This window comes from Colwellia sp. RE-S-Sl-9, from assembly GCF_048296855.1.
In the GTDB taxonomy this organism is placed as follows: domain Bacteria; phylum Pseudomonadota; class Gammaproteobacteria; order Enterobacterales; family Alteromonadaceae; genus Pseudocolwellia.
Genome location: NZ_CP182631.1, coordinates 4,385,800 through 4,399,229, shown reverse-complemented (window position 1 = coordinate 4,399,229; position 13,430 = coordinate 4,385,800). Strand labels below are relative to the sequence as shown.

The window sequence follows — 13,430 nt, the reverse complement described above, 5'->3', positions numbered from 1 at the left end:
TTATAAAAATATTTAGCTTTGTTATAAAAATATATAGCTTAAATAACTAGAGCTGTTTATCTTTAGAGTTAAGCGTTAAATACCCTAAAAGGGCACAGCTGTTGCGGTATAAGTAATCTCGAAAGTTTAACAGCCCCTAATTAACAATTATTAAGAGTAACCACATGAAAACATTGATAGCGAGTGCTATTTGCACATCTATATTACTTTCAGGCTGTAATCAAACATCTGAACCCACGAATAAAAACACTCAAGCCCAAACAGCGCCAAACAAAGTATTAGTATCAGGCGTAACAAAAGCCAATATTGATGCAGAAGTTCGCCCACAAGATAATTTTTATCAATATGTTAACGGAGGCTGGTTAAAAACATCAACTATCCCTAGCGATAAAACCGCAATAGGATCTTTTTACGATCTGCGCGATGATGCTGACGATAACGTTAAAGCTATTATTGAAGAGTTAGCAAAACAACAAAACCTTAAAGCCGGTAGTGATGAGCAAAAAGTGGCTGATCTATTTAAGTCGTTTACTGATATTGATACACGAAATGCTTTAGGCATTAAACCTATATCATCAATTCTAACGTCCATTAACAACCTTAAAAGCAAACAAGATATCGCGCGTTTTTTTGGTCAATATCAAGCGGTAGGCATTACAACACCCTTTGAATTTTATATTGGTGTAGACGCTAAAGATTCTAGCCGCTACGCCACGCATGTTTGGCAAAGTGGTTTAGGTTTACCTGACAAAGATTATTATTTTAATGAAGAAGAACGCTTCGTAAAACTTCGCCAAGGTTATGTAGCTCATATAGAAAAAATGTTTGATTTAGCTAAGCTTCCAAATGGGAAAGCAGCAGCACAGTCAATTATGGCGATAGAGACAAAGTTAGCTGAATATCATTGGACTCGCGTGCAAACAAGAGATAGCGAAAAACGTTATAACAAGTTTAACGTATCTGACTTAGATAAAGCGGTAACTAGCGAATTTGACTGGGTAACTTACTTAGATGCAATTGGTGTTTCTCAACAAAACGACCTTATTGTTAATCAACCCGATTACGCCGCAGGTTTTGGCCAAGTGTTCAATACAACCTCTGTGGCTGATTGGCAAACCTATTTAACATTTCACACCTTGAGTAAATTTTCTTCATACTTAACCGCTGAATTAGATAACGAAGATTTTGATTTCTTTTCAAAACAATTAAGTGGTCGCGAAGAGCAACGCCCAATGTGGAAACGAGGTGTATCAACAGTTAACAACAACTTAGGCGAAGTTATCGGTAAGGTTTATGTTGCTAAACACTTTACTCCACAAGCTAAATCAAGAATGAGCCAACTGGTAGAAAACTTAAGAGCAGCATACGGTAGCAGCATTGACGAATTAGATTGGATGTCTTTAGACACTAAAAAAGCAGCCCATGTAAAACTTGCTGCATTTACACCTAAAATTGGATATCCAGACAAATGGGAAGATTATTCAGCTCTAACAATTAAAGCAAATGATCTCGTTGGTAATATCATTCGTTCTGGAGAAATTACTCACAAAAAAGAAGTAGAAAAACTAGGCGGCCCAATCCGTAAATGGGAATGGGGAATGACACCTCAAACCGTTAATGCTTATTACAACCCAACGGTAAATGAAATTGTTTTCCCTGCAGCTATTCTACAACCACCATTTTTCAACATGGCAGCTGACGATGCTGTTAACTATGGCGGTATTGGCGCTGTTATTGGCCATGAAATGGGACACGGTTTTGATGACCAAGGCAGTAAATATGATGCCGAAGGTAATTTAAGAAACTGGTGGACAGACAAAGATTTAGCGGCCTTTAAAGAGCGTTCAGACAACCTTGTTGCTCAGTACAACAGTTACGCAGTTTTTGACGATTTACACGTTAACGGTGAATTAACCTTAGGTGAAAACATTGGAGACCTATCAGGTGTAACTATCGCCTATAAAGCATATAAAACTTCTTTGAATGGTAAAGAAGCTCCTGTTATTGATGGCTTAACGGGTGATCAACGATTCTTTATGGGGTACGCTCAAATTTGGCGTTCAAAAACGGTAGAAAAGTCAATGCGAAATAGAGTAGCAACAGATCCTCATTCACCAGGAGAATTTAGAGCATTAGGTTCGTTATCAAACATGCCTGAGTTTTATAAGGCTTTTAATGTTAAAGAAGGTGACAAAATGTATATTGCACCAGAAAAACGCGTAAAAATTTGGTAATACTTTACGTGTTCAAACCGACTTAATCATCACTTTTAAGTCGGTTTGAATAACACTAATCCATAATTTTAGATAAAATCTTAACCCCTGCGACAAAACAGTTCCAACCTTTCCTCTCTTTAAAAAATAACATTCTCAGAGTCACTATTTATTCAATAACCAGAATTAGAGATAAGCCATTATGTCTAATATAACTATTTAATAAGCCTGTTTTAAGGCTTTCCTTTGAATTAATTCAATTTTCATTTAATTTTTATACGCAACTTTATAACTTTCTACTAGTCTTAAAGATAAGGGTTTTTAATCTTTAAACTGGTTTCATTCGTGAAATTAGTATTACAACTCCTTTCAAGCATAACTTAAGTTTCTGGAGGTTAGCATGAGTATTTTTCAACATTATCAATCAAGGTACGATTTAGCGAAGGAAGAAAAGTTTACCATTCAAGAATTTCTTGAAATCTGTCGTACAGACAAAAATGCCTATATCAGCGCATCAGAACGTCTGTTAAATGCGATTGGCGAACCAGAGATGATCGACACTTCAAAAGAGCCTAGATTAAGCCGTATATTTTCAAACAGAGTTATTTCTCGTTACCCTGCCTTTAAAGAATTTTATGGCATGGAAGAAGCTATTGAACAAATTGTTTCCTACCTTAAACATGCCTCTCAAGGCTTAGAAGAACAAAAACAAATTTTATATTTACTTGGCCCTGTTGGTGGCGGTAAATCATCGCTTGCTGAAAAGCTAAAAGCACTTATGCAAAAAAAACCGATTTATGTGCTTAGCGTTAATGGTGAGCGTAGCCCAGTGAATGATCACCCTTTCTGTTTATTTGATGCGAACGCTGATGGAAAAATATTAAAAGACGAATACAACATTCCCGAAAGATACTTAAATACTATAATTTCACCTTGGGCAGCCAAACGTTTACATGAATTTGAAGGCGATATAACCAAGTTTGAAGTATTAAAGCTTTATCCATCAATTCTTGATCAAATAGCAATTGCTAAAACAGAACCTGGTGATGACAACAACCAAGACATTTCAGCATTAGTTGGCAAGGTAGACATAAGACAACTAGAGCATTTTGCACAAAATGATCCAGACGCTTATAGCTATTCAGGTGCTTTATGTAGAGCTAACCAAGGTTTAATGGAATTTGTAGAAATGTTTAAAGCCCCCATCAAGGTTTTACATCCTCTACTTACAGCCACTCAAGAAGGTAATTACAATCCAACCGAAGGCTTATCTGCCCTCCCCTTTAACGGCATATTACTTGCCCATTCAAACGAGTCTGAATGGCAGACCTTCAGAAACAACAAAAACAACGAAGCCTTTCTCGATCGTGTTTACATTGTAAAAGTACCTTACTGTATGCGAGTAAGTGAAGAGGTGAAAATTTACAAAAAACTACTTGAACACAGCGAACTTTCTGATGCTCAATGTGCTCCAGACACATTAGAAACACTGGCCCAGTTTTCAGTATTATCACGTTTAAAAGAGCCAGAAAATTCTAGTATTTACTCAAAAATGCGTGTTTACGATGGAGAAAGTCTTAAAGATACCGATCCTAAAGCTAAGTCTTATCAAGAATATAAAGACTACGCGGGTATGGACGAAGGCATGTCGGGATTATCGACTCGGTTCGCCTTCAAAATATTATCACGCGTATTTAACTTTGATCATATGGAAGTTGCCGCAAACCCAGTACATTTATTTTATGTATTAGAGCAACAAATAGAACGTGAACAACTTCCGCAAGAAACCTCCGAACGTTATTTAGAATTTATTAAAGGTTATCTATCACAACAATATATTGAATTTATAGGTAAAGAAATTCAGACCGCCTATTTAGAATCTTACTCTGAATACGGGCAAAACATTTTCGATCGTTACGTAACCTACGCTGATTTTTGGATTCAAGATCAAGAATACCGCGATGCTGAAACGGGTCAATTATTTGATAGAGAAGCGTTGAATAATGAACTAGAAAAAATAGAGAAACCAGCAGGTATTAGTAATCCTAAAGACTTCAGGAATGAAATAGTTAATTTTGTTCTACGGGCCAAAGCCAACAACAATGGCAAAAATCCGGCATGGACAAGTTATGAAAAACTCCGCACAGTAATCGAGAAAAAAATGTTCTCGAATACTGAAGACTTACTACCTGTTATTTCCTTTAACACTAAAACATCAACAGACGATCAACAAAAACATGACGACTTCGTTGAGCGAATGATGAGTAAAGGCTATACCCAAAAACAAGTAAGACTCTTATCTGAATGGTATTTACGTGTAAGAAAATCTTCATAGTACGATTCCATTAAATAATGGAGTTACTCAGCATTTAAAGGAATTAACTCACTAGACCATTGAAGCAAAAATTCACTTTTCACTTAGGTGAAAAGTGAACACCAATGATAAAGAGGCGTTATGGCTAATTTTATTGACAGACGTTTAAACAGTAAAAACAAAAGCACCGTCAACAGGCAGAGGTTTTTACGCCGCTATAAAACTCAAATAAAAAAATCGGTATCTGATGCAGTAACCCAACGCGGCGTTACTGATGTTAACTCAGGTGAAAGCATTACCATTCCTAAAAAAGACTTAGGCGAGCCTGTATTCCATCAAGGTAAAGGCGGCATTAACGATGTTGTGCATCCAGGTAATGACCAATTTACCACAGGAGATCGCATAGAGCGCCCGCAACAAGGTCAGGGCCAAGGTTCAGGACAAGGTGAAGCAAGTGACTCTGGCGAAGGTGATGACGACTTTGTGTTTTCAATTTCTAAAGACGAATATCTTGATCTACTGTTTGAAGATTTAGAGTTACCTAATTTAGAAAAATCTCAACTGAGCAAAATTGTTGAGTACAAAACAGTTCGTAGCGGTTATTGCGCTGAAGGTGTGCCTTCAAACATAGATATTGTTAAATCATTACAAGGATCTATTGCTAGACGTATCGCCATGACATCAAGCAAACGTAAACAATTAAAAGAGCTTGAAGCTGCACTTGTTCAGTTAGAACAAGATCCCCACGACAATATAAAAAAAACCAAAGAACTCAAAAAAAGCATTCAAGACCTTAAAGACAAAATAGCCAAAGTACCGTTTATTGACAGCTTTGATTTACATTACAGAAACTACGCAAAGCAAGCCATACCTACCTCTAGAGCGGTTATGTTTTGTTTAATGGATGTATCAGGCTCTATGGACCAAGCCACTAAAGACATCGCAAAACGCTTTTACGTGCTTTTATATTTGTTTTTAACACGTACCTATAAAACCATAGATGTGGTTTATATTCGCCACCACACACAAGCGTCAGAAGTTGATGAAGAAACCTTTTTCTATTCTAAAGAAACAGGCGGCACTATAGCCTCAACCGCTTTAGAATTAATGGACAAAATAATCAAAGAGAGATACGACTCAAAAGACTGGAACATATACGGAGCGCAAGCATCTGATGGCGATAATTGGGCTGACGACTCACCTAAATGCGCTAATATTTTAGAGAAAAATATTTTACCTGTAGCTCGCTATTTCAGTTACATAGAAATAACTCAACGTGCTCACCAAACATTATGGCAACACTATGAAACCGTTGCAGCAACTCAAAATCACTTTGCTATGCAGCATATTAAAGACGTTACCGACATATACCCAGTGTTTAGAGAGTTATTTAAAAAACGTGCTGAGCAAGCCGCTTAATTGATGAATGAACATGAGTGAAATTGACAAAGCCACTAAAGGCTTCAATGGTAATTACCCCCAGTTAGGGTTAATTCATTTATGTAAATAGGAGTTCATGATATGAAAAAAAGAGCCCCCTTAAGTGACTCACCTGAATGGACTTTTGACCTATTAGGTGAATACCAAACAGAAATTGAACGTGTGGCTAAGCATTACCGATTAGATACTTACACTAATCAGATAGAAGTAATAACCGCGGAACAAATGATGGACGCCTATGCGGGTGTTGGTATGCCTATTGGCTATAATCACTGGACCTTCGGCAAAAAGTTTATTCAAACAGAACAAACCTACCGAAGAGGCAGAATGGGATTAGCCTACGAAATTGTGATTAATTCAGATCCATGTATTTCTTACCTTATGGAAGAAAACTCAATGACCATGCAAGCCCTTGTTATGGCGCATGCTTGTTACGGACATAATTCTTTTTTTAAAGGTAATTACCTCTTTAAATCTTGGACTGACGCCAGCTCAATTATTGATTACTTATTGTTTGCTAAAAACTATATTGCAGACTGTGAAAATAAATATGGTATTAGTGAAGTAGAATCCACATTAGACGCTTGTCATGCGCTAATGAATCATGGTGTAGACAGATACAAACGTCCACAAAAAATATCGTTAGAAGAAGAGCTAAAACGCCAAAAATCGAGAGAAGAATACTTACAATCACAGGTCAATAACTTATGGAGAACTGTACCCGAAAGTGATGAAGTAAAAAATAAGCCTAAACCACGTTTTCCGTCAGAGCCGCAAGAAAACATTTTATATTTTATCGAAAAAAATGCTCCCCTACTAAAACCTTGGCAACGAGAAATAGTAAGAATTGTTCGTAAAATATCGCAATATTTTTATCCTCAAAAACAAACTCAAGTAATGAATGAAGGTTGGGCGTGTTTCTGGCATTACACTATTTTGAATCACTTATACGATGAAGGATTAGTCACTGATAAATTTATGCTCGAATTTCTTCATAACCATACCAATGTGGTTGCTCAACCTGAATATAACAGCCCTTATTATTCAGGCATAAATCCGTATGCTTTAGGTTTTAATATGTTTATTGATATAAAAAGAATATGCGAGCACCCAACAGAAGAAGATAAGCAGTGGTTTCCTGAATTTGCGGGCAGTAATTGGTTAGACACCTTACATTTTGCCATGGAAAACTTTAAAGACGAAAGCTTTATTAGCCAATACTTATCACCTAAGTTAATGCGCGATTTTAAGCTATTTCATATCCACGATGACGAAACCGATAACTTCTTAGAAGTAGGCGCTATACATAATGAACAAGGATATCAAAAAATACGAACCGCATTATCTAACCAATATAACTTAAGTAATAAAGAAACTAATATTCAAATTATTGATGCGAAGGTTAATGGCGATAGATCGTTAACCTTAAAATACACTCCACATCAAAAAATCCCTTTGGGGGATTCAAAAGATGAAGTAATAAAGCATTTATTTTATTTATGGCAATTTGAAGTGAAAATAGTACAAGAAGATGAGCAAGGTAACGAAAAAACAATAGCGATTTGCCCAATTAAAGCTGAAGAAGAAGCATTATAAATTTATTTCAGATCAAAAAAGGTAGCTAATAATAGCTACCTTTTGTAAATCATTTTTAACAAAATCGTAAACTTATTTTACCAGTTCTCTAAGCATTTCGTCTTTCAATTCTAACCAAAGCTTACCTGATTCCACACCATAATCACGCGTTACAAAAACAGCCTGATCAAATTTACCTTCATTTGCCAGTTCAATTAAACTTTCATAATACTTACGAGAAATTTCACGTCCTTTAGGATGAGAAAAATATAAACTCCCTAACCTAGAGTATAAGCCTTTAAACCCATTTAATATTAATAAATAGATAGAATTACCAGAGGCAACAACCAGCTCTTTGTGAATGCTATAATCAAACTCCGCAAAAGAAATACCGTCATCAGCAATATTTTTATAACCACTTAATATTTCAATAACTTGCGACGGACTATTTTTTAAAGCTCCACGAATATATATCGCACTGATATTCGTTCTAGCCGATAATAAATTATCAACTAAATCAGGAATCCCCTCTTGGTCTAATTGTGCTAATGTTTCAAGAATATTTAAACTAGAGGTTTCCCAAAAATTATTAACTTTAGTGGGTTTACCATGTTGGATAGTTAACCAACCATCTCGCGCTAAGCGTTGTAGAACCTCACGTAACGTAGTTCGAGTAACCCCAATTAATTCAGATAGTTCACGCTCAGCAGGTAAAATAGACCCCGGAGGAAAACCGCCATTCCATATCGACTCAACAATATACTGCTCAGCAAAACCTGCTGGACTATGTGCTTTAATAACCATAAATCACCAATAGCTTATATTTTTATTATTTATTGTACTGATTGTACCAGAACAAGTATAGGTACAAGCTGATATAAAACCGCTTTACTGATTATTTACAAGCGCCCTTATACCGCTTAAACTACTTCGAATATTAATATTTATCTCAATAACATATAAAAAATTACAATTATCGAAAATCAATAAACATCAACTTAACTTAACTTCAAAAGGTCAACTATGCAACAATCATCTATGGCTGCATTTTATAAAAACTTTTTAGGAAACTCTCCCGAGTGGTACAAGCTCGCGATAATTTCTTTTTTAGTGATTAATCCTATTATATTTTTCCTTGTCGACCCATATACTGCAGGTTGGGCATTAGTTGTAGAGTTTATATTTACTCTAGCTATGGCATTAAAATGTTATCCGTTACAACCTGGTGGCTTACTAGCAATTGAAGCTGTAGCTATTGGCATGACATCACCTAATCAGGTAATGCATGAAATGATTGTAAACTTTGAGGTTATTCTCTTACTTATTTTCATGGTAGCTGGCATCTACTTTATGAAGAATTTATTACTATTTTTATTCACAAAAATAGTCACAAAAGTTACCTCAAAAATTATGGTATCTTTTTTATTCTGTTTTTCAGGTGCTTTTTTATCAGCATTCTTAGACGCTCTAACCGTGATTGCTGTTATCATCAGTGTTGCCATTGGCTTCTATTCTGTTTATCACAAAGTCGCTTCTGGTAAAGACTCAAGTCAATCTCATGACCATAACGAAGATAATCAACTGCCAGATCCTAGCAGAAGCGACCTAGAACAATTTCGTGGATACTTACGTAACTTACTAATGCACGCTGGTGTTGGTACTGCTTTAGGTGGTGTTTGTACTATTGTTGGTGAACCACAAAACTTAATTATAGGGCAACAAGCTGGCTGGGAATTTGTAGAATTTGCTATTCGTATGTCTCCAGTAACAATCCCTGTTTTCATTGCAGGAATGTTAACTTGTATTTCTTTAGAGAAGTTTAAATTGTTTGGTTATGGTGTAAAACTACCTGTTACCGTACGTACAATTTTAAATGATTTTGATGTTGCTGAAAGCCAAAAACGCACTAAAAGTGATAAAATAAAGCTTATTATGCAAGGTGTGATTGCCATTTGGTTAATTATTGGTTTAGCTCTTCATTTAGCACCTGTTGGTTTAATTGGTCTTACGGTAATTATTTTAGCAACCACCTTTACCGGCATCACTGAAGAACACCAAATTGGTCACGCTTTTGAAGAAGCATTGCCATTTACCGCATTACTTGCTGTGTTTTTTTCCGTAGTCGCCGTAATTATTGACCAACAGTTATTTACCCCTGTTATTAATTGGGTACTTACATACGAAGGTAACATGCAACTTGTTATGTTCTACCTAGCGAATGGTTTACTTTCAATGGTAAGCGACAATGTGTTTGTTGGTACGGTTTACATTACTGAAATTCAAAAAGCATTAGCCTCAGGACAAATTACTCGTGACCAATTTGACTTATTAGCGGTAGCTATTAACACAGGTACTAATTTACCTAGTGTAGCGACACCTAATGGTCAAGCAGCCTTCTTATTTCTACTAACCTCAGCAATTGCTCCTTTAGTGCGCTTGTCTTACGGTAGAATGGTTCTTATGGCGCTACCTTATACCATCGTATTAACACTGGTAGGTTTAATCGCTATTTCGTCAGGTTATTTAGCTGATAGAACAGCTGAAATGTATGAAGCAGGAACAATTCAACATCATTCTGCAACATCAACTCATAGTGTGCCTGCCGCACATTAAGATATAATAAAATTATGTTACACATTTCAAAGCGCCAATTATGGCGCTTTTTATTTAGTTAAGATAATGTAGCATTATCACTATTTATAAGGTTTTACTGTGGAATTTATAAGTAATTTAGTCACCAATTCTCGTGCTTGGTTGTTATTAACAATAAGTGCATTAGGACTAGAGATTGCAGCATTGTATTTTCAATACGTACTCGGCTTAGCTCCTTGTATTATGTGTATCTATCAAAGAACAGCACTTTGGGGAATATTTGCCGCTGGTATCGTTGGAATGTTAGGTAATAAATCAACCATTCTCCGATTATTATCTTACATACTTTGGGGAACCAGTTCAGTTTGGGGATTACTGATTGCCATTGAACATGTTGATATACAAACCTCAGAATTTTCATTTATGTATGTTTGTGAAATTGTCCCTAATTTTCCACAATGGGCTCCATTACACGAATGGCTACCTTTGTTGTTTGAAGCTAATGGCGATTGTGGTGACATTAATTGGCAGTTTTTAAACTTTACTATGCCACAAATGATGATCATTGTTTTCGGCATATATAGCGCGATTTTAGCCACAACCTTACTCATAAGAATATTTACGAATAAAACAATTTAGTTTTTAAATAAAAATTACAGCCAATAAAAATGAGCCTCTATGGCTCATTTTTTTATTTACATCTCAAAGTACTACAGCCATATATCTTTCATAATTCTGAAACTTTACTATAACCAAACAGTCATACTTTCTCACCAGAACTGTCATAAATCCTCATCATAATGCCCGCATTAAAAACTATAATTTTTTATCTAAGGGCAAGTCATGAATCTTAAACCAATAAAAAGTGCTATCGCACTTGCAGTTTTATCTACGTTATCTGTAAATGCAGCCGCCGAAACCGACTCATCAATGGAAGAAGTGTCTGTTGTGGTAAAAAAATTAACCCGTGCTAATCATGTAATTGATAGTTCAATGACCAAACAAGTGCCAAACATTACCAGTGTTATTGGTGTAATGAACAAATTACCAGGCATTAGTATCAATGAAGGTGATGCTTTTGGTGGTGACGATTGGTCTACTTCAATTACTATGCGTGGTTTTAGTATTGACGGTAACCAACAACAACTAGGTATGACGATAGACGGCATCCCAAATGGTGGTTCAAATTACGGTGGTGGTGCAAAAGCAAACCGTTATTTAGATACTGAAAACATGGAAACCGTAGAAGTTTCTCAAGGGACTTCAGACATTTCTTCAGCTTCGTTAGAAGCATTAGGTGGAACATTCAACTTTGTAAGTTCACAGCCATTAATGTCTCAAGAAACTAAAATAGCTTACACACAAGGCGATCATAATGCATCTCGCTACTTTGTAAGACACGATACAGGTGAAATTTTTGGTAACACTACGGCTTACGCAAGTTACTCACAAACATCAACAAGTCGCTGGGTTGGCGAAGGCTCTAACGGTGGTGCAGAAAGACAGCATGCTGAAGTTAAGTTTGTAACCGATTTAGGGCAACTAAACATTACAGGTCGCTTATCTTACGACGATGCAGACGAAGACAACTACAACTCAGTAACCCGTGAACAATTTGATGCTACCCCTGATTGGGACCAACTAACATGGAACTGGACAGGTATTCCTCACTTTGACCAAATGTTTGCTGAAGGCTGGTCAACTTTACGTGAAAACACTTTAGGTTACCTTAGATTTGAATATGATATTGATTCAACAATGGCGTTTCAAATAACCCCTTATTTTCATAAAAATAAAGGTCGTGGCGATTGGATCCCACCTTATTTAGCTTCACCTGTTGACGCTAATGGCAATCCAACCAATCAAGGAGGTACTAACGCTGGTTCATACGGTTTTACTGATCAAGCAGGCAACCCATTAACACCAGCAGCAGATTGTACTGAAAACTACTCATGGCCTTGGGATTCTGGCACAGGTTTACACGAAGCATGTTACGATCGAAATGCAGTACCGGTTATGTCTTACCGTCACACTCATTATGAAAAGAACCGTACAGGTTTAACGGCCAACTTCGACCTAACAATCGCTAATAATGATATTTCAATGGGTTTATGGATGGAAACGAGCGATCGTGACGAATCTCGTGATTGGCATAAAGTTATAGACGCTCGCGTTTACCATCATTTTGATAGTTCACCTTACTGGATCCAATACGATAACGAATTTACTACTGACACATTAAAACTATATGTTGAAGATACTATATCGTTTGATGATTTTACTTTAAACATTGGCGCTCAAAAGTACATGGTTGACGTAGAGAAGTTTGATAAATTTGCCAATCAAGTTACCGGTAAAGTAGACAGTGATTCAGATGTTTTATTCAGCATTGGTGGTATTTACCAAGTTAATGACGAGATTGAATTATTTGCTGGTTTTAGCGAAAACTTCTCAGCAATTAAAGACGGTGTGTTAGAAAGAGATGCATCTTCTCTTACTCAAATTGAGCCTGAAACTGCTGAAAATATGGAATTAGGTTTACGCTACAACACACAAGACATTCAGTTTTCAGCAACGTATTACCAAATTGACTTTGAAAACAGAATTACCTTTATTGCACCGGGTAGCGATACGGGTGGTATTGACTACACCATAGGTACAAACGGTTCATACTTAAACGTAGGTGGTATTGAGTCTAACGGTTTTGAATTAAGTCTAAACTATCGAATTAACGATAACTTATCTGTGTATTCTTCTTACACCAATAACGATTCTACTTATGTAGGTAATGCTGTTGGGTTTGAATCGGGTCAAAAAGTTGTTGATTCTGTAGACGATATGTTTGTAGTTGCTGCAGACTACACACAAGGCGATTTATACGCGGGTGCGTCCGTAAAATATACTGGCGACCGCGGTGCAGCTGACTCGTACACTATATTCGATTTAAATGCAGGCTACAGCGCAAAAATACAAAACAGCCCATTTAAAACAATCGATATTGCTTTTGTAGTTAGTAACGTAACAGATGAAGATTACCTTTCTACAGGTACTGGCAATGGTACAACCTTCTTTATAGGTGCACCACGTACTGCAACTATTACGTTTACTACTAGCTTTTAATCGATAAGGTTCAACACGATTAATTCAACAGTAATACGACTTTAAATGTTACTAGGCAAGACGTTGCCTAGTAACATTTTTGTTTCTAATAACCTATTTAACCTGAGTTCGGTTTAAGATATTGTTAACTCCTTGAAAAGTAATAACTAAAAACTCGGTTAGCTTCTAGCTTGATA

The 13,430-nt window shown here is 36.4% G+C and carries 8 protein-coding genes; 7 read left to right on the top strand and 1 reads right to left on the bottom strand.

From position 1 onward, the window contains the following. The first annotated feature begins 164 nt into the window (after window positions 1-164). The 4 genes from ACM9HF_RS19115 (at window position 165) to ACM9HF_RS19100 (ending at window position 7,563) form a co-directional block, all read left to right on the top strand. Window positions 165-2,234 (top strand): M13 family metallopeptidase, encoded by a 2,070-nt coding sequence (locus ACM9HF_RS19115; RefSeq protein WP_473613139.1) that lies wholly within the window; start codon window positions 165-167, stop codon window positions 2,232-2,234. Between the two features lie 379 nt (window positions 2,235-2,613). Next, a complete protein-coding gene (locus ACM9HF_RS19110; RefSeq protein ID WP_473613138.1) occupies window positions 2,614-4,548 on the top strand; it encodes a PrkA family serine protein kinase in 1,935 nt (644 codons plus the stop codon). Window positions 4,549-4,668: 120 nt separating this feature from the next. Further along, the gene (locus tag ACM9HF_RS19105; RefSeq protein WP_473613137.1) at window positions 4,669-5,946 is read left to right on the top strand and encodes a YeaH/YhbH family protein; all 1,278 of its coding nucleotides are present in this window, start codon (window positions 4,669-4,671) and stop codon (window positions 5,944-5,946) included. Window positions 5,947-6,048: 102 nt separating this feature from the next. Continuing rightward, window positions 6,049-7,563 carry a SpoVR family protein gene (locus ACM9HF_RS19100; RefSeq protein WP_473613136.1) on the top strand — a complete coding sequence of 505 codons (1,515 nt, stop codon included), beginning with the start codon at window positions 6,049-6,051 and terminating at the stop codon, window positions 7,561-7,563. A 72-nt stretch (window positions 7,564-7,635) separates the two neighbouring features. On the opposite strand, the gene fadR is transcribed toward ACM9HF_RS19100, so the two are convergent. After that, window positions 7,636-8,346: a fatty acid metabolism transcriptional regulator FadR gene (gene fadR, locus ACM9HF_RS19095; protein ID WP_473613135.1), complete on the bottom strand. Its 711-nt coding sequence runs from the start codon at window positions 8,344-8,346 to the stop codon at window positions 7,636-7,638. A 219-nt stretch (window positions 8,347-8,565) separates the two neighbouring features. On the opposite strand from fadR, the gene nhaB reads away from it, so the two are divergent. The 3 genes from nhaB (at window position 8,566) to ACM9HF_RS19080 (ending at window position 13,254) form a co-directional block, all read left to right on the top strand. Beyond that, window positions 8,566-10,155: a sodium/proton antiporter NhaB gene (gene nhaB / locus ACM9HF_RS19090; RefSeq protein WP_473613134.1), complete on the top strand. Its 1,590-nt coding sequence runs from the start codon at window positions 8,566-8,568 to the stop codon at window positions 10,153-10,155. Between the two features lie 99 nt (window positions 10,156-10,254). After that, window positions 10,255-10,773 carry a disulfide bond formation protein DsbB gene (gene dsbB / locus ACM9HF_RS19085; protein ID WP_473613133.1) on the top strand — a complete coding sequence of 173 codons (519 nt, stop codon included), beginning with the start codon at window positions 10,255-10,257 and terminating at the stop codon, window positions 10,771-10,773. Window positions 10,774-10,977: 204 nt separating this feature from the next. Then, on the top strand, window positions 10,978-13,254 hold the full coding sequence (locus ACM9HF_RS19080) for a TonB-dependent receptor domain-containing protein (protein ID WP_473613132.1): 2,277 nt from the start codon (window positions 10,978-10,980) through the stop codon (window positions 13,252-13,254). Window positions 13,255-13,430 lie beyond the last annotated feature (176 nt).